The sequence below is a fragment of the Streptomyces sp. NBC_00335 genome, assembly GCF_036127095.1.
GTDB lineage: Bacteria > Actinomycetota > Actinomycetes > Streptomycetales > Streptomycetaceae > Streptomyces.
The window spans coordinates 1,251,339-1,272,548 of record NZ_CP108006.1 but is presented as its reverse complement, the minus strand read 5'-3'; the positions used below and the strand labels follow the sequence as shown (position 1 = coordinate 1,272,548).

Here is a 21,210-nt window from a genome sequence, read left to right as displayed (position 1 = left end):
GAAGGCAGGCGGGACCGCACAGTGACGATGTCCATCGAAGGCAGGATCGCCGAGGAGCTCGGCGTACGGGAGCGGCAGGTCAAGTCCGCCGTCGAGCTGCTCGACGGCGGCTCGACCGTGCCGTTCATCGCGCGCTACCGCAAGGAAGCGACCGAGATGCTCGACGACGCCCAGCTGCGCACCCTGGAGGAGCGCCTGCGCTACCTGCGCGAGCTGGAGGACCGGCGCGCGGCGATCCTCGACTCCGTACGGGAGCAGGGCAAGCTCGACGCCGAGCTGGAGGCCCGCATCAACGCGGCCGACACCAAGGCGCGGCTGGAGGACATCTACCTCCCCTTCAAGACCAAGCGCCGCACCAAGGCACAGATCGCCCGCGAGGCCGGCCTCGCGCCGCTCGCCGAGGGGCTGCTGGCCGATCCCTCGCAGGAACCGGCCGTGGCGGCCGCCGCGTTCGTCGACACGGACAAGGGCGTGGCCGACGCGGCCGCCGCCCTGGAGGGCGCCCGCTCCATCCTCACCGAGAAGTTCGGCGAGGACGCCGACCTCATCGGCGAACTGCGCGAGCGCATGTGGGGCCGCGGCAGGCTCGCCGCGAAGGTCCGCGAGGGCAAGGAGGAGGCGGGCGCCAAGTTCGCCGACTACTTCGACTTCACCGAGCCGTTCACCGCCCTCCCCTCGCACCGCGTGCTCGCCATGCTCCGCGGGGAGAAGGAGGACGTCCTCGACCTCACCCTGGAGCCGGAGGAGCCGAGCGAGGTGCCCGGCCCGTCCACGTACGAGGGAATGGTCGCGCGGCGCTTCGGCATCAACGATCGCGGCCGCCCCGGCGACAAGTGGCTCGCCGACACCGTCCGCTGGGCCTGGCGCACCAAGATCCAGGTGCACCTCGGCATCGACCTGCGCTCCCGGCTGCGCGCCGCCGCCGAGGACGAGGCGGTACGGGTCTTCGCGTTCAACCTCCGCGACCTGCTGCTCGCCGCACCCGCCGGCACCCGCGCCACGCTCGGGCTGGACCCGGGCTTCCGCACCGGGGTGAAGGTGGCCGTGGTGGACGCCACCGGCAAGGTGGTCGCCACCGAGGTGATCTACCCGCACGTGCCCGCCAACAAGTGGGACGACGCGCTGGCCAAGCTGGCCCGCCTCGCCAAGGAGCACGCGGTCGAGCTCGTCGCCATCGGCAACGGCACGGCCTCCCGGGAGACCGACAAGCTCGCCGCGGACCTCATCACCCGCCACCCCGAGCTGAAGCTCACCAAGGTGATGGTCTCGGAGGCCGGCGCCTCCGTGTACTCGGCTTCCGCCTTCGCTTCGCAGGAACTCCCGGACATGGACGTGTCGTTGCGCGGCGCGGTCTCCATCGCCCGGCGCCTGCAGGACCCGCTCGCCGAACTCGTCAAGATCGACCCGAAGTCGATCGGCGTCGGCCAGTACCAGCACGACCTGTCCGAGGTGAAGCTCTCGCGATCGCTCGACGCCGTGGTCGAGGACTGTGTGAACGGCGTCGGCGTCGACGTCAACACCGCGTCCGCACCGCTGCTTTCGCGCGTGTCGGGCATCAGCGGCGGACTCGCCGAGAACATCGTGGCGCACCGCGACGCCAACGGCCCCTTCCGCAACCGCAAGGGGCTCAAGGACGTGGCCCGGCTGGGCCCGAAGGCGTACGAGCAGTGCGCGGGCTTCCTGCGGATCCGCGGCGGGGACGACCCGCTGGACTCCTCCAGCGTGCACCCCGAGGCCTACCCGGTGGTCCGCACGATGGGCAAGACGGCGGGCAGCGAGGTGGCGGCCCTGATCGGCAACACCGGTGTGCTGCGCTCGCTGCGGCCGGAGCAGTTCGTCACCGAGGCCTTCGGCCTGCCGACGGTCACGGACATCCTGCGCGAGCTGGAGAAGCCGGGCCGGGACCCGCGGCCCGCCTTCAAGACGGCGACCTTCAAGGAGGGCGTGGAGAAGATCGGCGACCTGGCCCCCGGGATGATCCTGGAGGGCGTGGTCACCAATGTGGCCGCCTTCGGCGCCTTCATCGACATCGGTGTCCACCAGGACGGGCTGGCGCACGTCTCGGCGCTGTCGAAGAACTTCGTCAAGGACCCGCGGGACGTGGTGAAGCCGGGCGACATCGTCCGGGTCAAGGTCATGGACGTGGACATCCCGCGCAAGCGGATCTCGCTGACGCTGCGCCTGGAGGACGAGGCGGAGCGGGGCGGCGACGGCGGGGCCCCGGGGCAGCGCGAGGAACGCGGCGAGCGCCGGGGCGGCGGCCGTCCCCCGCAGCAGCGCGGCCCGGCGGGCGGCCAGGGCGGCGGCGAGCGCGGCCAAGGCAGCCAGGGCGGCTCCCGCGACGGCGGCAAGGGCCGCCGCCAGGGCGGCGGCGGCCAGCGTCAGGGCGGTCAGAGCGGCGCTCCGGCCCCCGCCAACAGTGCGATGGCCGACGCCCTGCGCCGCGCGGGACTCAGCGGCCCCGACGAGCGGGGCGGCCGCAAGCGCTAGGACACGCCCCAGCCCCTCGTGGCAGTGCGTGCCGGATTGGCCGAATACGCACCCGACATGGGTACATACCTTGCCAACTCATCCGGATGATCTGTAGGGATGACGGAACGCCCGTTCGTCTTTCGGCGAGCGGGCTTCCGCGTTTTCCCCTCAGGACCGCACTCCCGAGGTCGCCTTGAAGGCTAAGGACGTCATGCCCCAGCCCACGCACGCCTACCGTCGTTGCCCGAGAAAGGGTCCGAAGAGGGAACACATGCGCCACCCTCAACCCAGTCTGCGCAAACGGTGCGAGGCGATTCTCGGCCGTCTTGAACTGACACACCCCTTTTCGCTCGAAGGACTGTGCGAGCGGATAGCCGAGCAGCGGGGCCGCCCCATCCGGCTCCACCCGCTGCCCAAGGAGGCCGCGGAGTCCGGCGTGTGCGGACTGTGGGTCGGCACCGCCACCGTGGACTACGTCTTCTACGAGGCCCAGACCACCCCGCTGCACCGGGAGCACATCGTGCTCCACGAGATCGGCCACATCCTCTTCGGGCACCACTCGCTGGAAGCCCCCGCCGGGGACTCCCCGAGCGCCGGCGGGGCGGACGGATCCGTTCCCACCGTGCTCGGACGCACCAACTACACCACCCGCCAGGAGCGGGAGGCGGAGATGCTCGCCAGCATGATCCGCATCCGCACGGGGAGCCGCTTCCCGCACCTCGGCCACGGCGGCGGAGGCCGGGACACCCTCGAACGGCTGGAGTCCGCGATGGGCTACGAGCGGCGCGGACGGGGGCCGGTCCACCGTGGCCTCTGATCTGATCGCCTTCGGCGACGCGCTCGCCGTCCCCAGCGTCGTCTGCCTCTGGATCGCCGTCCTGCTCCGCGCGCCCGGCGCCCTGCGCGCCCCGCACCAGCGCGGCCTGTGGCTCGCCGTCGCCACCGCCGCGGCCGCGATGACCCTGAACCTCCCCGACGTCGTCGCCTACGCCATGGGCCGCGACCCGGACTACGCCCACACCATCGGGCTGGTGCGCAACCTCATCGGCGTCCTCTCCGCCGGCGCCGTGCTCTACTTCGTAGCCGCCGCCACCCGGGGCCGCCGCCTCCAGATCGCCTCGGGCGCCGGCACGGTCCTGTGGCTGACCGTCCTCGTCGCCCTGGACACGGCCGCACCCGACCACGGCACGCACACCATCCCGCCCGCCGGCGACCCGGTGCCCTCCCTCGCCTACTGGCTGGTGCTGATCTCCGCCCACCTGCTCGCCAACACCATCTGCGTATACGTCTGCTGGCGCTACAGCCGTCGCGCCGAGAGCCGGGGCCTCGCCGCGGGACTGCTGCTGTTCGGCCTGGGCACCGCGCTCGCCGGGGTGTTCTGGTTCGTGTACCTGCTCAAGGCACTGTTCGGTTTCATCTGGGCGATGCCCGCGAACCCGCTCCTGATGAACGTGCACGGGCTGCTGCGCGCCGCCGCGATCCTCGTCCCGACGCTGTTCACCTTCCGCCGCACGGCCGCCGACATGGCCACCGCCTGGCGGCTGTGGCCGCTCTGGCGCGACCTGGTCCACGCCGTCCCGCACGTCGCCCTCAACAAGCCGCGCGCCGGCCGGGTGCTGGAACTGCTGTGGCCGCCGGTCCCGCGCAACCTGCTCGTCTACCGCAAGGTCATCGAGACCCGCGACGCCATCCTGATCCTGGGGGAGTACGTCGCCCCGGGCGTGCCGGAGCTCGCGCGCAGCCACGTGTCCGGCAGCGGAGTACCCGAACAGCGGTCCAGTGCGGCCGCGCTGGCCTGCGTACTGAAGGAGGCGCGGCAGGCGAAGCTGGCCGGGATCCCGCAACAGCGGTCCGACGAGAACGCCTTGGAGCTGCCCGCGGCCCTCCAGACCTCGGCCGAGGGAGGAGACCTGGAGGGCGAGGCCCGTTTCCTCGTGGAGGTCGCCCAGGCCTACGCCTCACCGGCCACCACGGGCTTCACCCCGTGACCGCCACACCCTGCTCGACTGCCAGGAAGTGAACGTCTCTTGACCACCACCGTACTGATCACAGGGGCCAGCGCCGGACTCGGCGCGGCCTTCGCCCGCGGCTTCGCCGCCAAGGGCTGCGACCTCGTCCTCGTCGCCCGGGACAAGGGCCGCCTCGAAGGCGTCGCCGCGGAGCTCGCCCGGGAATTCGGCTCCGTCTGCGAGGTGTTGCCCGCCGACCTGCTCGACGCGGACGGACTCGCAGCCGTCGCCGAGCGGCTCGCCGACCGGGCCCGGCCCGTGGACATCCTGGTCAACAACGCCGGCTTCGGACTCCCCGCGCCGTTCCCGTACAGCCCGGTCGAGGACGAGGAGCGGATGCTGGACCTGTTGGTCAAGGTGCCGCTGCGGCTCACCCACGCGGTGCTCCCGGGCCTGCGCGAGCGCCGCCGCGGCGCCGTCCTCAACGTCTCCTCGGTGGCCGGACTGCTCCCGACCGGGACCTACGGCGCCGCGAAGGCCTGGATCACGGCCTTCAGCGAGTCGCTGCGCGTGGACATGGAGCCGTACGGGGTCCGGGTGCTGGCGGTGGTGCCGGGATTCACCCGCACCGAGTTCCAGGAGCGCGCCGGGATGGACGTCACGGCCCTGAGGGACGCGGTGTGGCTGGAGCCGCGCGACGTGGTGGCCCAGGCCCTGAAGGACCTGGCCCGGCGCCACCCGGTGAGCATCACGGGCCGGCGCTACCGGGCGTACGCGCTGGCCGCCCGCCACCTTCCGCGCGGCTTCGTGGCCCGGAAGATGGCCCGCACGCGCCGCCCTCCGGCGGACGCGGGATAAGGGCGCCGGCCCGGCCCGGCCGTCAGGGACCGCCGATCCGGTCCAGTGCCTCCCGCGCGTCCCGGAGCAGCTCCTCGTCCAGGAGGAAGCTCGCGCCGTACCGGCGCGGCGGCGCCGCCACCACGGCCCGCAGCGCCGGCAGGGCGGCCGCCGCGGGCGGGCCGATCGCCCCCAGTGCGCGCACGGTCCGCAACGTCACCTCGGTGACGCGGTGTTCGGCCAGCGGAGCCAGCTCGGGCAGCAGCGCTGCGACGGCGGGGTCCGGATCGCCGGTGATCCGCCACCAGGCCTCGGCCGCGCCGACCCTGGTCCACTCGCCCGGGCAGTCGAGCAGAGCCCGCACGGAACCGGCGTACGGGGCTGCGAGCGGCCCCAGGTCGGCGAGGTAGCGCAGCACCGGACGGCGCAGTCCCGCCCGGGCCACCGACCCGCAGACCCACAGGGCCAGTTCGGGGTCGCCGGTCACCCGCCAGTGCGCCCAGGCCGCGGTCTGCGCGCCCCGCCACGGCTTCGGCGAGCGTTCGGTGCCGGGGGCGAAGCGCCACGGGACCGTGTCACCCCGGGCGAGCCCCGCCAGCGCCCCGGCGGCGGCCGACGCCGCCGGTCCGATCCCGCCCAGGGCCTCGGCGGCCGGCCGGGCGGCAGGGCCGTCCAGCAGTTCGGACAGCTCCGTCGTGGCCGGACCCGCCGCCGGGCCCCACTGGGCGAGGATCCGCAGGACCGTATCGGCACCGCGGGCCCCGGACCCCTCGGCGAGCCGGCCACGGAACGCCGGCAGCAGCTCCGCTGCCCAGCCCACGGGCAGCGAGCCGACCTTCAGGAAGGAGTCCCCGAACAGCTCGCGGTACAGGGGCACCGCCCGCTCGTCTCCGATGTGGACCAGGGCCCGGACCCCGGCGTGCGAGGCCGGCCAGACGGAGCCGCCGGGCCGCTGGAGCGCGCCGGCGATCCGGTCCGCGTACGGGGACGCTGCCTCCCCGCAGTCGGCCAGTGTCATCAGCGCTTCGCCCGCGACCTCGGCCTCGTCCTCCAGCCCGCCGGCCACCGTCTCCCACAGCTGCGCCGCCGGACGGCGCCAGGAGCGGAGCTGGAGGCCGGCCGCCCGGACGGCCTGGGCCCGAAGGGCCGGGTCCCGGTGCCGGGCCAGGCCCTCGACCATCGCTTCCCCCTCGCGCGGATGGGGCGCGACCCGAACCGCGAACCGGTCCATCGGCGGGTAGGTCTCGGGCCACCACGGCACCTGCGGCAGCGGCCCGGTACCGATCTCGGCGAAGACCCCGGCGACGCGGCGGCCCGCGCCCTCCGCACCCCCGGGAGCGGCCGTCAGCAGCACCACCCGCGCGGCGGCCAGCCGTACGAGGGGGTGCCGGTGGTCCAGCCAGGGCCGGGCCCACTCCGCGACCGCCGCCCGCTCGCCTGATCCCGACAGCGCTCCCACCGCCAGCAGTTGGGAGACCAGTGCCGTCGGGTCGCGCTCCACCTCGGCCTGCCGCCGCAGAGCGTCCGGCATCGTGGGATCCTCCAGCCGGAGCCCGCGCAGCACCCAGGCCGCTCCGGTCCGGACCTCCGCCGACCGGTCCGAAACCAGCGGGACGACGTGGTGCGCACCGGCCTCGAAGGCGAGGAAGGCCCGGCGGTGCACGCCGGCGCGGCGCTCGCCGATGTCATGGGCGCGCCGGGCCAGCAGACCGAGGGCCAGGGCCCGCCGGTGCCGGTCGAGTCGCGGAAGCAGCTCGAAGAGCCGCCCGGTGACCTCCACGAACAGCGGCTCGTCGTTCTGCCAGCCGACCAGCTTCTCCAACTGCGCCCAGGAAGAGCGCCGCAGCCCCGGTATCAGCAGTCCGCGCAGCAGGCCGGGAACCTTCTCCCGCCCCGCCGCCACCCCTTCGAGCTCGTGCCAGGGCGTCCCGGCCCCCCGTTCGTCCATACCGGGGAGCCTAAGCGATCACGGTCCGGAGCCTCAGAGCTCGGTGACCCTGCCGTCCGCGACGTGCAGCCGGCGGGTCACCCGGACCGCGTCGAGCATCCGGCGGTCGTGGGTGACCAGCAGCAGGGTGCCCGTGTAGGAGTCCAGCGCGGACTCCAGCTGCTCGATCGCGGGCAGGTCGAGGTGGTTCGTCGGCTCGTCCAGCACCAGCAGGTTCACCCCGCGTCCCTGGAGCAGCGCCAGGGCCGCCCGGGTGCGCTCGCCGGGGGAGAGGGTGGCCGCCGGGCGGGTCACGTGGGCGGCCTTCAGACCGAACTTGGCCAGCAGGGTGCGGACTTCGGCGGGCTCGGTGTCCGGTACGGCCGCGCAGAAGGCGTCGATGAGGGGTTCCTCGCCGAGGAACAGGCCGCGGGCCTGGTCGACTTCGCCGACCCGTACGCCCGAGCCGAGGGTGGCGGAGCCGGAGTCCGGGGCGAGGCGGCCCAGGAGCACGGCCAACAGGGTCGACTTTCCTGCCCCGTTGGCGCCGGTGATGGCGACCCGGTCGGCCCAGTCGATCTGCAGGCTGGCCGGTCCGAAGGCGAAGTCCCCGCGCTGGACGACCGCTTCGCGCAGGGTGGCGACCACGGAGCCGGAGCGCGGGGCCGCCGCGATCTCCATGCGCAGCTCCCACTCCTTGCGCGGCTCGTCGACCACTTCGAGCCGCTCGATCGCGCGCTGCGTCTGGCGGGCCTTGGAGGCCTGCTTCTCGCTCGCGTCGGCGGCGGCCTTCCTGGCGGACTTGTCGTTGTCCGTGGCCTTGCGCTTGGAGTTCTTGACGCCCTTGTCGCTCCAGCCGCGCTGCATCGCGGCCCGGTCCTCCAGGGCCGAGCGCTTGTCGGAGTACTCGTCGTACTCCTCGCGGGCGTGGTTGCGGGCCCGCTCGCGCTCCTCCAGGTAGGCGTCGTAGCCGCCGCCGTAGAGGTTGATCTGCTGCTGGGCCAGGTCGAGTTCGAGGACCTTGGTGACGGTGCGCGTGAGGAACTCGCGGTCGTGGCTGATCACGATTGTGCCGGCGCGCAGCCCCTTCACGAACTGCTCCAGGCGCTCCAGACCGTCGAGGTCGAGGTCGTTGGTGGGCTCGTCGAGCAGGAAGACGTCGTAGCGGGACAGCAGCAGCGAGGCCAGTCCGGCGCGGGCGGCCTGGCCGCCGGACAGCGCGGTCATCGGCAGGTCGAGGCCGACGGACAGCCCGAGGTCGTCGGCGACCTGCAGGGCCCGCTCGTCGAGGTCGGCCCCGCCGAGGTTCAGCCACCGGTCGAGGGCGTCCGCGTACGCGTCGTCCGCGCCCGGGGTGCCGTCCACCAGACCCTGCGTCGCCGCGTCGAGCTCGGCCTGCGCCGCGGCCACACCGGTACGGCGGGCCAGGAACTCGCGGATCGACTCGCCGGGGCGCCGCTCGGGCTCCTGCGGCAGGTGGCCGACGGCCGCGGAGGGCGGGGAGAGGCGCAGCTCACCGGTCTCGGGGGCGTCGAGCCCGGCAAGCATCCGCAGCAGGGTGGACTTCCCGGCGCCGTTGACGCCGACGAGGCCGATGACGTCGCCCGGGGCGACGACGAGGTCGAGATCGGCGAAGAGCGTGCGCTCACCGTGCGCGGCGGTGAGCTTCTTGGCGACGAGGGTTGCAGTCATGATCTGCCGATTCTATCCGCGCCCGCGGCCCCGCCGACCCGGCCGAAGGGCCGCAGGCTCAGGGGCCCAGGAGGCGCAGGGCCGCCCACAGTGCCGCCACCGACGCCGCGAGCGCCGGGACGGTGGTCAGGAGCCCGAGCCGGGTGAAGTCCCGCAGCGTCACCAGATCCGCGCCGCCGCCGTCCCCGTGCAGGATCCGCCGCCAGAGCAGCGTGGCCAGCGAGCCCGCGTAGGTCAGGTTCGGGCCGATGTTCACCCCGATCAGCACCGCCAGTACCGGCCCCGCGCCGCCGGCCGAGGCCACCGGAAGCAGGGCCAGTACCGCGGGCAGGTTGTTGATCAGGTTGGCCAGTACGGCGGCCACCGCCGCCACCGCGAGCAGCGCCGGCAGCGAGTCCCCGGCCGGGGTCACCCGCTCCAGGGCGTCCCCGAGTCCGTGGTCCACGACCGCCCGCACCACCACCCCCAGCGCCAGCACGAACAGGCAGAAGGCCGGCGCCGCCGAGCCCAGGATCCGCGCCGGAGTGGTCTCCCGGCGCCGCAGCGCCCGTACGGCCAGCACGAGCGTGCCCGCGAGCGCCGCCCAGGCGGGGCTCGCCCCGGCGAAGGAGGCGAGCGCGAAGCCGCCCAGGGTCGCCGCGAGCACCGCGGCCGCGAACCGGGGCAGCGGCGCGGGCTTCCCGGTCTGCGCCGCGTGCTCGGGGGCGGCCGCCAGGTCGGTGCGGAAGTAGCGCCGGAACACCGCGTACTCCACGCCGATCGCCGCCAGCCAGGGCAGGGCCATGAGCGCCGCGAACCGGGTGAAGGACAGCCCGCTCGCGGCGAAGGCGAGCAGATTGGTGAGGTTGGAGACCGGCAGGAGGAGCGAGGCCGAGTTGGCCAGGTGTGCGGTGGCGTACACGTGCGGGCGCGGCCGGGCCCCCAGCCGGGAGGCGGTCGCCAGCACCACCGGGGTCAGCAGCACCACGGTCGCGTCCAGGCTCAGCGCGGCGGTGATCACGGAGGCGACGGCGAACACCCCGCCGAGCAGTGCCACCGGCCCGCGCCCCGCCGCCCGCCGGGCCACCGCCGCCCCGGCGGCCTCGAACAGTCCCTCGTCGGCGCAGAGCCGGGCCAGGGCCAGGATCACGGCGAGGAACCCGACCACCGGCAGCAGCTCACGGGTCTGCTCCCACGCGTCGGCGGGCGGTACGACGCCCAGCACGACGAGCAGCCCGGCGGCGGGCACGGCGGCCACGGCCTCCGGCAGCCCGCGCGGGCGCAGCACGGCGAAGGCCAGCACCCCGAGCAGGAGCGCGACGGACAGACAAGCGGCGGCGGGGTACAGGGCGGGCTCCGGAAGGGGAGGGGAAGCGGGGCGGGCCCACGGGCGATGGCGGGGCCAGGACAGGATCGCACCGGGACGGACATGGCTGGATAGGTGGGGTGTACGTCATTGCAGCCATCGCACGGGGTGTCACACCATGAGGTCATGTCGCTGCGAAACGTGCTCGTCGTCCTCTACGACGGCGTGCAGAGCCTGGATGTCACGGGGCCGATGGAAGTGTTCAACGGCGCCGAGCAGTACCCCGGACCGCCGCGGTACGCCCTGCGCACCGTCTCACCGGGCGGCGCCCCGATCCGTACGAGCAGCGGGCTGCGGATCGTCCCCGAGGGGGACCTGGAGAGCGAGCGCCCTGGCGCCGGGACCACTCTCCTGGTGCCGGGCGGCCGGTACACCGCGGACTTCGCGCCGGAGCTGAACCACTGGCTCCGCGCGCACGGCGGGTCCGCCGAGCGGCTGGTGTCGGTGTGCACCGGCGGCCTGCTCCTGGCCGAGGCCGGGTTGCTGGACGGACGGCGCGCGACGACGCACTGGTACATGTGCGAGCGGATGGCCCGGGACTACCCGGCCGTCACCGTGGAACCCGACCCGATCTACGTCCGGGACGGGCCGGTGTCCACCTCGGCCGGGGTCACGGCGGGCATAGACCTGGCGCTGGCCCTGGTGGAAGAGGACCACGGGCGGGACCTGGCCCTGTCCGTCGCCCGGCAGCTGGTGGTCTTCCTGCGGCGGCCCGGGAACCAGGCGCAGTTCAGTGCGCAGCTCGCCGCCCAGACGGCGCAGCGGGAGCCGCTGCGGGACGTGCAGCACTGGATCACGGAGAACCCGGGGGAGGACCTGAGCGTGGAGGCGCTGGCCGCGCGGGCGGCGCTGTCGCCCCGGCACTTCGCGCGGGCCTTCCAGGCCGAGACGGGCGTGACGCCCGGGCGGTACGTGGAGCGGGTACGGGTCGAGCACGCGCGGCGGCTGCTGGAGCAGGGCGGCGAGGGCATCGCCGGGATCTCCCGGGCCTGCGGCTACGGCAACCCGGAGGCGCTGCGCCGCGCCTTCGTGAAGACCCTGGGCCAGCCCCCGTCCGAATACCGCCGCCGCTTCGGCACCACCCACTGACCGCGGGCCCGCACCGACTACACACGCCCGACGCCCGACAGCCGACAACCAGCAGCCAAGCCGACACCCGGCAACCGACAGCTCCGGAGGAGCCATGCAGATCGCCGTACTGCTTTTCGACGGGTTCACCGCCCTCGACGCCATCGGTCCCTTCGACACCCTGGGCCGGCTCCAGGGCGCCGAGACCGTGTTCGTGGCCGAGCGCCCGGGGCCCGTACGGACCGACCAGAGCTCACTCGCACTCGTCGCCGACAAGGGGCTCGACGAGGTGACCCGGCCGGACATCGTCCTCGTGCCCGGCGGGGTGGTCACCGACCGGGAGATGAAGAACCCGGTGGTCCTCGACTGGCTGCGGACCGTCGACGCCACCAGCACGTGGACCACCTCCGTCTGCTCCGGCTCGACGCTGCTCGCCGCCGCCGGCCTCCTGGACGGGCGCCGAGCCACCGGCCACTGGCTGTACCTGGACCGGCTGCCCCCGTTCGGGGCGGTGCCCGTCTCGGAACGGGTGGTCTTCGACGGGAAGTACGTCACGGCCGCCGGGGTGTCCGCGGGGATCGACATGGGGCTCGCGCTCCTCGGCCGCATCGCGGGCGACGAGTACGCGCAGAGGGTGCAGCTCATGACCGAATACGACCCGCAGCCGCCCTACGACGCGGGCTCCCCGGAGAAGGCGCCCGCCCACATCGTCGCCCTGCTCCGCTCGCTCACTCCGCCGGCGGAGTCCAGGTGAAGGCGGGCGCGCGCCGTTCCAGGAACGCGGCGACCCCCTCCGTGACCTCACCGCTCGCTGCGGCCTGCGCGGCCCAGTAGGCGTCCCGGTCCGTGCGGCCGTCCGCGAACTCCTTCGCCGAACTCTGGGTGAGCTGGGAGCGAGTGGCCAGGATCCGCGTGAACTCCGAGACCCGTTTGGCCAGTTGCCCCACAGGCAGCAGCTCGTCCAGCATCCCGGTGCGCAGCGCCCGCTCCGCGTCGATCAACTCGGCGGAGAAGAGGAGGTACTTGGCGGCCGCGGGCCCCACCAGGGAGGCGAGGCGCCGGGTGGACGAGGCCGGGTACACGATGCCCAGCTTCGCCGGTGTCACCCCGAAGGAGGCACCCTCCTCCGCGAAGCGCAGATCGCAGGCGGCTGCCAGCTGGCTGCCCCCGCCCACGCAGAACCCGCGGATCGCGGCGAGCGTGGGCTTGGGGAAGGCGGCGAGCGCCTCCTCCGCCGCCACGGCCAGGGCCTGCGGGTCCTCGTCCCCGGTCAGCGAGGAGATGTCGGCCCCCGCGCAGAAGGTCTCGCCGGCCCCCGTCAGGACCAGCACCCGTACGGCGGGATCCGCCGCGTGCCCGGCCAGCAGCTCCGGCAGCCCGCGCCACATGGCGGCCGTCATGGCGTTGCGCTTGGCGGGGTGCGAGATCACGACGGTGGCGACCCCGTCGGCGACGGAGGAGAGGAGGGCTGCGTCCATGCGCCGGATGCTATCCCGGACGGTCGTACCTATGATCAAGAGACCGGTACCCGGCAGCTCGGTGGACCGGCAGGCAGTCGCGGGGTCCGAGGGTCCGTCGGGGGCAGCTGAAGGGTGGCGTCCATGGGCGCAGACCGTGCCGAGCGTGCGGACCGTACGGGTCCACAGGACATGAAGGCCGACAAGAAGAAGGTCAGCCGCAGTTTCGCGTGGATGGCCCTGCTCGGGGCGCTCCTGGTGGTGGCCGGGCTGGTGGGTCTCGTCTACACCGGTGTCGCGACCCTGACCACGATGTTCCTCTTCGGCTGGCTGCTGCTGTTCGGCGGCGTGGTGGGCCTCTTCCAGGCGATCCAGTCCCGCAAGAGCAACTACTTCTGGCTCGCCGTGATCGTCGCCGCGATCAACATCGCGGCCGGTTTCGTGATCCTGCGCCGCCCGGAGGCGAGCGCGGAGGCGCTCACGATGTTCGCCGCGCTGCTGTTCCTCACCGGCGGCGTGTTCCGGCTGGCCGGCGCCGTCGTGGTGCGCGGCGCGCACCTCGGGCTGACCCTGGTCCAGGGCGCCTTCGGGATCCTGCTGGGCCTCCTGATCCTGGCCAACTGGCCCGGCAGCAGCCTGTACGTGATCGGAGCGTTCTTCTCCCTCGCGCTGCTGTTCGACGGCCTGAGTCTGATCGCCGTGGGCATGGGAGCCCGCCGCATCCTGGGCTTGGTCAGGGACGACGAGGTTCCGGTGACCCCGGCAGGGGCGGGAGTCGCAGCGCCCGAGCCGCACGAGGCGGCCGGGAACCGTCCCCCAGAAGATCAGGAACGGTCGAACAACTGACTCTGTCATACGCCAGCGGTCAGAAAGTGTCCGATTGATGCTGACTTCTGGTCAGTGGTCGGGCGCGGAGGGGTCCGGTCCCCACTCTTGACGTGTGCAGACGATCGAGCGTGAAGACGGGGGCCGGGAGATGGATAAGAGCGGGAGCGTCCCGCCAGTCAAGGGGGCGGAGCCGGCGGTCGAGGCAGCCCCCCTCGCGTACGAGGGAGTGTGGCGATTCACGGCGCCCGCGGTAGAAGAATCCGTTCCGCAGGCCCGCCGTGCGGTCCGTGACCTGCTCGGCCGCCAGGAGGTGCCGGCCGACCGGGACCTGGTCTACTCCCTGCTGCTGATCGTCTCCGAACTGGTGACGAACTCGGTCCGGCACGCGGCCCTGCTCTCGCCGGAGGTCGCGGTGGAGGTCGCCATCGGCCGGGAGTGGGTACGGGTGGCCGTCGAGGACAACCACCCGTACCGCCCCAAGGCACTGGAGGCCGATTTCGGCCAGACCGGCGGCCGGGGCCTGCTCCTCGTCCGGGAGATCACACTGGAGGCCGGCGGGGTCTGCGACGTGGAGCACACCTCCACCGGCGGCAAGGTGATCTGGGCGGCCCTGCCGCTCACCACGGCCCAGGCGTCGCCCGCCGCCACCCCGACCTCGGCGGTCTGAGCCCGCGCGGGGCGGCGACCGGCCGCTGCCGGCGGCCGCAGGGCGTCACCGGCCGGGGCCGGCCGCTACCAGCCCGCCGCGTCACCCGTCAGCTCGCGGATCGCGGGCCGGGCCGCGTCCAGCACGGTCATGAACCAGGCCGAGAACGGGACCTCCGCGTGCCGCTTCGCGAGTTCCTCGGCGGTCACGAAGGCGGTGTCCGCGATCTCCTCCGGATCCGGCCGCACCGACCGCTGCGCGAGTCCCACGAACAGGTGGTTGTACTCCTGCTCCACCAGCCCCGACGCCGGGTCCGGATGGTTGTAGCGCACCGTCCCCGCCTCCGCGAGCAGCGAGGGCGACAGCCCCAGCTCCTCGTGGGTCCGCCTGGCCGCCGCCGCGAACGGCGACTCCCCCGGGTAGGGGTGGCCGCAGCACGTGTTCGACCAGACACCGGGGGAGTGGTACTTCCCGAGGGCGCGCTGCTGGAGCAGCATCCGTCCCTGCTCGTCGAAGAGGAACACCGAGAACGCCCGGTGCAGCTGACCGGGAGCCTGATGGGCGGAGAGCTTCTCCGCCGTACCGATGGTGTTGCCGGCCTCGTCGACCAGTTCGAGCATGATCGGTTCTTGAGCGCCGGCGCCGGTGGGCGCGCTGTTCGCGGCGGTGGCTGGTGTGGTCGGCATACCCATCCTTCGCTTCGGACTTCGGCTTTCAGTCTGCCGTACAAATCGGGATTGCCCCCACTTCGGTGATCCGCGCATGTCCGCCCCCCGTCGCGTGATATGCGACGAGGGGCGGAGCGTGCCGATCGGTCAGTTCAGCCGGCCGGGGGCCGGATTCCGGATCAAACCCCGAAGGGGGACGGGTACTTGATCGTGCCCGTGGGAACCGGCACCGAATCGTCGAGCACCAGCGCCATCATGGCCTCGTCGGGCACCTCGAACGGTGCCTTGATCCCGAAGCGCGAAGCCGGCACGAACCCGAAGCGCCCGTAGTAAGAGGGATGCCCGAGGACCAGGACGAGCTTCTCCCCGCGCTCCGCGGCCGCCGCGAGCAGCGCCCGTACGACCGCGCTGCCGGCGCCCGAGCGCTGGAGCGCGGGCGCGGCGGCCACCGGGGCGAGCGCGAGCGCCGCCGCCCCGTCCACCTCGCACCGGGTCAGCAGGGCGTGCGCCGCGACCGACCCGTCCGGGCCCTCGGCCACGTAGGAGAGGCCGGGCAGCCAGGATCCGTCCGCGCGCAGGGCGTCCACGAGGTCGGCCTCGGCCGGGGTCTCGAAGGCGGCCGAGTTCAGCGCGTGCACGGCGGCCCCGTCCCCGTCCGCCTCGGGGCGGACGGGCCAGGCGCCGCCGTCCCCGGCCGTCACCGGCCGCAGGACGTAGGCGGTGTACCCGTACTCGTGCCCGTACCGCTCCCGTACCTCGATCTCCTCGCGTACGAAGCCCAGCGCGGCCGCGGCCTCGGGCCCGGCGGGCTCCGCCGCCCCGGCCACCCGCTCGCCGAGCGGACCGTAGTAGGCGGCCCAGTCGGAGTCGGGCTGCCGGTGCACGCCGAGCACCCGGTAGCCGGCGGCCTGGACGGCGGCCAGGTTGCGGGCGGTGGAACGCAGCGCGTAGTGCGGGTCCCAGAAGGCGCGGACCCCGGCGGAGGGTTCCTCGACGGTCCATTCGCATTCGCTCAGGACCAGGGTGCCGCCGGGGGCGAGGAGCGGCTTCCACCGTGCGAGCGCGGTGGCGAAGCCGATGTTGTAGGCGGATCCCTCGGCCCAGACGAGATCGAAGGAACCGTCCGGGTGGCCGAGGTCGCCCATGTCCGCCTTGACGGCGCGGACGCGGTCGGTGAGCCCGCGGGCGGCGGCGGCCGCACGGAGCTCGTCGAGGAAGCCTTCGTGGAGGTCGACCGCGATGACGTCGGCGCCGTGGCCGCCCGCCTCCGCGGCGAGCAGCAGGGCGCTGGGGCCGGGACCGCAGCCCAGGTCCAGGGCGCGCGGCCGCTCGGGCAGTGGTCCGCACAGGGACAGCAGGTGGCGGGTGGTCGCCTCGGAACCGGGGGACTGCCGGGGCAGACCGCGGTGCAGCGCGAAGAACGCCTCGAAGAACAGGTCGCTCTCGGTGCTGAAATCGGTGGTGTGGGAATGGTGGGAGTTGCTGGTGTTACCGATGTTGTCGGTCAACGTGAACCCTTGAAAGGGGGCTCCGGCCGACGGGGGTGATCGGTGTGATCAGACCCGGCCGGACGCCCGGAAGGAGAGGGGGATGAACCGGAGTGCGCTGCGCTGGGCGGCGACGCCTGCGACGGTCATCAACCCCACCTCTTTCTTTCTTTCGTCACATCTCACATGACATTCGGGCGATCGGGACGCATGTGCGAAAAACGTACGCGTCTGCGGCCAGCCTAACAGCAGCGGTACCGGCAGCGGTTTGTGATCGCTCCTCCCGATCGTCAATGATGATCGGCACAGGGCCGACAGGCCCGCGTTTTTTGGCTTATCGATGCGTAAACAGGCGGTGAACCCCTGCTTCCGTTCATCCGATAGCCTCTGCCGACGTGCCGCCGGTCCACCTGGCGCCCGTTACCCGTGTGCGTGCAAGGAGTGAGTTCGTCTGCCGACCGTCATCCTTACCGGCCTGCCGGTGCCCGGATCAGCGCTCGCCGACGAGCTGCGCTCACTCGGCTTCGAGGTCCGCCCCGCGGCCACCCCGTGGGACACCGCCGCCGCGCTGGCGCGGGTACCCGCCGATCAGCGGGTGGCCGTCGTGGACGGGGAGTTCGTCGGTCACGTGCACGCCCTGCGGCTCGCGCTGACGGACCCGCGGTTCGACGCCTGCGCCGTCACCGGGGCCTTCGCCGTGCAGCCCGGCGCCCGTGCGGCCCTGGACCGGGCCGCCGCGCTCGACGCGTCCGCCCCCGTGGGCGACGGCCCGTACCCCGACCGGCTCGCCGCCGCCGTCGAGGCCGACGGCACCCCCGTGCACCGCCCCGAGCTGGGCACCCTCGTCGCCGCCGTGCCCGCCACGACCGATGAGCGCCGGGAGGCCACCGCCGCCGTCGCGGCCGTCGACGACGAGGCCGTCCGGCTGCGCACCGCCGTGAAGTCCCGCGACGGGTTCTTCACCACCTTCTTCGTCAGCCCGTACTCGCGCTACATCGCCCGCTGGTGCGCGCGCCGCGGACTGACCCCCAACCAGGTCACCACCGCCTCGCTGATCACCGCGCTGATCGCGGCCGGCTGCGCGGCGACCGGGGACCGCTGGGGCTACGTCGCCTCCGGCGTGCTGCTCCTCGTCTCCTTCGTCCTGGACTGCACGGACGGGCAGCTCGCCCGCTACTCGCTCCAGTACTCGACGATGGGCGCCTGGCTCGACGCCACCTTCGACCGCGCGAAGGAGTACTCCTTCTACGCGGGCCTCGCGCTCGGCGCGGCCAGGAACGGCGACGACGTCTGGGCCCTGGCCCTCGGCGCCATGATCCTCATGACCTGCCGGCACGTCGTGGACTTCGCCTTCAACGAGGCCAACCACGACGCCGCGGCCACTGCGACCTCTCCTTCCGGCAGTCCCACCGCGGCCCTCTCGGCCAAGCTGGACAGCGTCGGCTGGACGGTCTGGGTCCGGCGCATGATCATCCTGCCGATCGGCGAGCGCTGGGCCATGATCGCGGTCCTGATCGCCTTCACCACCCCGCGGATCGTCTTCTACGCCCTGCTCGTCGGCTGCGCCTTCGGCGCCCTCTACACGACGGCCGGCCGCGTCCTGCGCTCGCTGACCCGCAAGGCGACCCGTACCGACCGGGCCGCCCGGGCGCTCGCGGACCTGGCCGACTCGGGCCCGCTGGCCGAGCTCGTCAGCCGGGTGCTGAACCGCCTGCGCGCCAGGCCGCTGGGAATCCTCGGCCTCGCGTTGTCGGCCACGGCGGTCTTCGTGATCTTCCAGCAGCCCTTCGGCAGCTGGAAGAGCGTCGCCGCGGCCGGGATGTACGTCCTCCTCGCCGGCGGCATCGTCATGGCGCCCCTCAAGGGAGCCCTCGACTGGCTCGTGCCGCCCGTCTTCCGGGCCGCCGAGTACACCACCGTCCTGATCCTCGCCGCCAAGGCGGACGTCCCCGGGGCCCTTCCCGCGGCATTCGGACTGGTCGCGGCGGTCGCCTACCATCACTACGACACGGTCTACCGCATCCGCGGTGGCACCGGCGCGCCCCCGCACTGGCTGGTGCGAACGATCGGCGGGCACGAAGGCCGGATCCTGTTGATCACGGTCCTGGCCGCCGTCCTGGCGTCGCGCGCCGTCGACTTCCCCGTCGCGCTCACGGCCCTCGCCGTGTTCGTGGCACTCGTGGTGCTCGTGGAGAGCATCCGCTTCTGGGTGTCCTCCGGGGCACCCGCCGTACATGACGAAGGAGAACCAGCATGATCGGCCTCGTCCTCGCTGCCGGAGCCGGACGCCGCCTGCGTCCCTACACCGACACCCTGCCCAAGGCCCTCGTGCCCGTCGGACCCGAAGGGGCCGAGGAGAGCATCACGGTGCTCGACCTGACGCTCGGCAACTTCGCCGAGGTCGGTCTGACCGAGGTCGCCATCGTCGTCGGCTACCGCAAGGAAGCCGTGTACGAGCGCCGGGAGGCCCTGGAGGCCAAGTACGGCGTCAAGATCACGCTGATCGACAACGACAAGGCCGAGGAGTGGAACAACGCCTACTCCCTGTGGTGCGCTCGTGACGTCCTGAAGCAGGGTGTGATCCTCGCCAACGGCGACACCGTGCACCCCGTCTCCGTCGAGAAGACCCTGCTCGCCGCCCGCGGCAAGGGCCAGAAGATCATCCTCGCCCTCGACACGGTCAAGAGCCTGGCCGACGAGGAGATGAAGGTCATCACCGACGGCGAGAAGGGCGTGCAGCGCATCACCAAGCTGATGGACCCGGCCACCGCGACCGGCGAGTACATCGGCGTCACCCTGATCGAGCCGGAGGCCGCCGAGGCGCTGGCCGAGGCGCTGAAGACCACCTTCGAGCGCGACCCCGACCTCTACTACGAGGACGGCTACCAGCAGCTCGTCAACGACGGTTTCACCATCGACGTGGCCCCCATCGGTGACGTCAAGTGGGTCGAGATCGACAACCACGACGACCTCGCCAAGGGCCGGACGATCGCATGCCAGTACTGACGAGGCTCATCCCCTCGCCCGTCGTCGTCGACATCAGCCGCGGCGCGATGGACGATCTGGCCGGCCTCCTGGCCGACCAGCGCGTCTCCGCGTCCGGCAAGCTCGCGATCGCCATCAGCGGCGGCTCCGGCGCGGTGCTGCGCGCCAAGCTGGAGCCCCTGCTGCCGCACGCCGACTGGTACTCCGTCGTCGACGGGACCATCGACTCCGCGGTCAAGCTCGCCGACGAGATAAAGGGGCGGCGTTACGACGCCGTCGTGGGCCTGGGCGGCGGAAAGATCATCGACGTGGCGAAGTACGCCGCGGCGCGGGTCGGACTGGCCATGGTGGCGGTCGCCACCAACCTCTCGCACGACGGCATCTGCTCGCCGGTGTCCATCCTGGACAACGACAACGGCCGGGGCTCCTACGGCGTGCCCATGCCGATCGCGATGGTCGTCGACCTCGACGTCATCCGCGAGGCCCCGGCGCGGTTCGTCCGCGCGGGCATCGGTGACGCGATCTCCAACATCTCGGCCATCGCCGACTGGGAGCTCTCGCACCGCCTCAACGGCGAGCCCGTCGACGGCCTGGCCGCCGCCATGGCCCGTACCGCGGGCGAGTCCGTGCTGCGCCACCCCGGCTCGGTCGGCGACGACGAGTTCCTCACGGTGCTGTCCGAGGCGCTCGTCCTCTCCGGCATCGCCATGGCGATCAGCGGGGACACCCGCCCCTCGTCCGGTGCATGCCACGAGATCAGCCACGCCTTCGACCTGCTCTACCCGGGACGCTCCGCGCTCCACGGCGAGCAGGTCGGCCTCGGCGCGGCCTTCGCCATGCACCTGCGGGGGGAAGCGGCCAAGTCCGAGCTCTTCGTCCAGGTGCTGCGCCGGCACGGGCTGCCGGTGCTGCCCGAGGAGATCGGGTTCAGCGTGGACGAGTTCGTCGCGGCCGTCGAGTACGCCCCCCAGACCCGTCCGGGACGCTTCACGATCCTGGAGCACCTCAACCTGTCCGCCGCCGAGATCAGGGACGCTTACGCCGACTATGCCAAGACCATCCGTAGCTGAACTCCGGCCCGTCGTTCACCCGGCGGGCGTCAAGGACCGGGTCAGCGGCGAGCACTGGGGCGGGCGCCTCTACATGCGCGAGATCTCCCTGCGCATCACCCGCTACCTGGTCACCACCAAGGTCACGCCGAACCAGCTGACCTACGTGATGACCCTCGCCGGAGTCCTCGCCGCCCCGGCCCTCCTGGTGCCGGGCGTCTGGGGCGCCGTCCTCGGTGTGGTCGCGGTCCAGATGTACCTGCTGCTCGACTGCGTCGACGGCGAGGTCGCCCGCTGGAAGAAGCAGTTCTCGCTGTCCGGGGTCTACCTGGACCGGGTCGGCGCCTACCTCTGCGACGCGGCGGTGCTCGTCGGCTTCGGCCTGCGCGCCTCCGACCTGTGGGGCACCGGGCGCATCGACTGGCTGTGGGCCTTCCTGGGCACCCTCGCGGCGCTCGGCGCGATCCTGATCAAGGCCGAGACCGACCTGGTCGGCGTGGCCCGCCACCAGGCCGGCAAGCCCGTGGTCCAGGACGCGGCGGCAACCCCGCGCTCCTCCGGCATGGCGCTGGCGCGCCGGGCCGCCGCCGCGCTCAAGTTCCACCGCCTGGTCCTCGGCATCGAGGCCTCGCTGCTCATCCTGGTGCTGGCCGTCCTGGACCAGATGCGCGGCGACCTGTACTTCTCCCGCCTCGGCGTCGCGGTGCTCGCGGGCATCGCGATGCTGCAGACGGTGCTGCACCTGGTGTCGGTCCTGGCCTCCAGCAGGCTCAAGTGACGGCGCCGCTGCGGCTGGGCGC

Annotated in this window: 18 protein-coding genes; 12 read left to right on the top strand and 6 right to left on the bottom strand. The window is 72.9% G+C overall.

Annotated elements, in window-relative coordinates:
- Window positions 1–21: 21 nt before the first annotated feature.
- From OHA37_RS05880 to OHA37_RS05865, 4 genes are all read left to right on the top strand, one after another.
- Complete coding sequence (locus OHA37_RS05880; protein ID WP_323182309.1) at window positions 22–2,490, top strand: Tex family protein; 2,469 nt, start codon at window positions 22–24, stop codon at window positions 2,488–2,490.
- Window positions 2,491–2,743: 253 nt separating this feature from the next.
- Window positions 2,744–3,289, top strand: coding sequence for a hypothetical protein (locus OHA37_RS05875; RefSeq protein ID WP_266903152.1), 546 nt, complete (start codon window positions 2,744–2,746; stop codon window positions 3,287–3,289).
- Window positions 3,279–4,460: an MAB_1171c family putative transporter gene (locus OHA37_RS05870; RefSeq protein WP_266903150.1), complete on the top strand. Its 1,182-nt coding sequence runs from the start codon at window positions 3,279–3,281 to the stop codon at window positions 4,458–4,460. Before OHA37_RS05875 ends, OHA37_RS05870 begins: the two co-directional genes overlap by 11 nt.
- A 39-nt stretch (window positions 4,461–4,499) precedes the next feature.
- A complete protein-coding gene (locus OHA37_RS05865) occupies window positions 4,500–5,279 on the top strand; it encodes an SDR family NAD(P)-dependent oxidoreductase (protein ID WP_266903148.1) in 780 nt (259 codons plus the stop codon).
- A 22-nt stretch (window positions 5,280–5,301) separates the two neighbouring features.
- Here OHA37_RS05865 and OHA37_RS05860 read toward each other — a convergent pair whose 3' ends face one another.
- Genes OHA37_RS05860 through OHA37_RS05850 form a run of 3 tightly spaced genes read right to left on the bottom strand, consistent with a single transcriptional unit; the run spans window position 5,302 to window position 10,183 of the window.
- Complete coding sequence (locus OHA37_RS05860) at window positions 5,302–7,206, bottom strand: hypothetical protein (protein ID WP_266903146.1); 1,905 nt, start codon at window positions 7,204–7,206, stop codon at window positions 5,302–5,304.
- 33 nt (window positions 7,207–7,239) lie between these two features.
- Window positions 7,240–8,877 (bottom strand): ABC-F family ATP-binding cassette domain-containing protein, encoded by a 1,638-nt coding sequence (locus tag OHA37_RS05855; RefSeq protein ID WP_266903144.1) that lies wholly within the window; start codon window positions 8,875–8,877, stop codon window positions 7,240–7,242.
- 58 nt (window positions 8,878–8,935) lie between these two features.
- On the bottom strand, window positions 8,936–10,183 hold the full coding sequence (locus tag OHA37_RS05850; protein WP_266912537.1) for an SLC13 family permease: 1,248 nt from the start codon (window positions 10,181–10,183) through the stop codon (window positions 8,936–8,938).
- A 165-nt stretch (window positions 10,184–10,348) separates the two neighbouring features.
- Between OHA37_RS05850 and OHA37_RS05845 the strand changes: the two genes are divergently transcribed.
- Together OHA37_RS05845 and OHA37_RS05840 are read left to right on the top strand one after the other, a co-directional pair.
- Window positions 10,349–11,311, top strand: a complete 963-nt coding sequence (locus OHA37_RS05845) for a GlxA family transcriptional regulator (RefSeq protein ID WP_266903142.1) — start codon at window positions 10,349–10,351, stop codon at window positions 11,309–11,311.
- A 94-nt stretch (window positions 11,312–11,405) separates the two neighbouring features.
- On the top strand, window positions 11,406–12,044 hold the full coding sequence (locus OHA37_RS05840; RefSeq protein WP_266903140.1) for a DJ-1/PfpI family protein: 639 nt from the start codon (window positions 11,406–11,408) through the stop codon (window positions 12,042–12,044).
- Here OHA37_RS05840 and OHA37_RS05835 read toward each other — a convergent pair.
- Entirely contained in the window at window positions 12,019–12,768 is a 750-nt protein-coding gene (locus OHA37_RS05835) for an enoyl-CoA hydratase/isomerase family protein (protein WP_266903138.1), read from the bottom strand. The two genes, OHA37_RS05840 and OHA37_RS05835, sit on opposite strands and share 26 nt — an antisense overlap.
- A gap of 171 nt (window positions 12,769–12,939) precedes the next feature.
- Here OHA37_RS05835 and OHA37_RS05830 point away from each other — a divergent pair, with 171 nt between their 5' ends.
- Together OHA37_RS05830 and OHA37_RS05825 are read left to right on the top strand one after the other, a co-directional pair.
- Entirely contained in the window at window positions 12,940–13,593 is a 654-nt protein-coding gene (locus tag OHA37_RS05830) for an HdeD family acid-resistance protein (RefSeq protein ID WP_266912535.1), read from the top strand.
- Window positions 13,594–13,723: 130 nt separating this feature from the next.
- A complete protein-coding gene (locus OHA37_RS05825; protein WP_266912533.1) occupies window positions 13,724–14,242 on the top strand; it encodes an ATP-binding protein in 519 nt (172 codons plus the stop codon).
- Window positions 14,243–14,307: 65 nt separating this feature from the next.
- Here the strand turns inward: OHA37_RS05825 and idi are convergent, their stop codons facing one another.
- A complete protein-coding gene (gene idi, locus OHA37_RS05820; RefSeq protein WP_266903136.1) occupies window positions 14,308–14,907 on the bottom strand; it encodes an isopentenyl-diphosphate Delta-isomerase in 600 nt (199 codons plus the stop codon).
- Window positions 14,908–15,068: 161 nt separating this feature from the next.
- On the bottom strand, window positions 15,069–16,325 hold the full coding sequence (locus tag OHA37_RS05815) for a bifunctional class I SAM-dependent methyltransferase/N-acetyltransferase (RefSeq protein WP_266912531.1): 1,257 nt from the start codon (window positions 16,323–16,325) through the stop codon (window positions 15,069–15,071).
- A 502-nt stretch (window positions 16,326–16,827) separates the two neighbouring features.
- Here OHA37_RS05815 and OHA37_RS05810 point away from each other — a divergent pair.
- From OHA37_RS05810 to OHA37_RS05795, 4 genes are read left to right on the top strand one after another with little or no spacing between them, the layout of a single operon-like run.
- Complete coding sequence (locus tag OHA37_RS05810; protein ID WP_266912529.1) at window positions 16,828–18,633, top strand: DUF5941 domain-containing protein; 1,806 nt, start codon at window positions 16,828–16,830, stop codon at window positions 18,631–18,633.
- The gene (locus OHA37_RS05805) at window positions 18,630–19,382 is read left to right on the top strand and encodes a phosphocholine cytidylyltransferase family protein (protein WP_266903134.1); all 753 of its coding nucleotides are present in this window, start codon (window positions 18,630–18,632) and stop codon (window positions 19,380–19,382) included. Before OHA37_RS05810 ends, OHA37_RS05805 begins: the two co-directional genes overlap by 4 nt.
- Window positions 19,370–20,431 (top strand): iron-containing alcohol dehydrogenase family protein, encoded by a 1,062-nt coding sequence (locus tag OHA37_RS05800; RefSeq protein ID WP_266903132.1) that lies wholly within the window; start codon window positions 19,370–19,372, stop codon window positions 20,429–20,431. The genes OHA37_RS05805 and OHA37_RS05800 overlap by 13 nt, the downstream gene beginning before the upstream one ends.
- On the top strand, window positions 20,409–21,188 hold the full coding sequence (locus tag OHA37_RS05795; protein WP_266903130.1) for a CDP-alcohol phosphatidyltransferase family protein: 780 nt from the start codon (window positions 20,409–20,411) through the stop codon (window positions 21,186–21,188). Before OHA37_RS05800 ends, OHA37_RS05795 begins: the two co-directional genes overlap by 23 nt.
- Window positions 21,189–21,210: the final 22 nt, after the last annotated feature.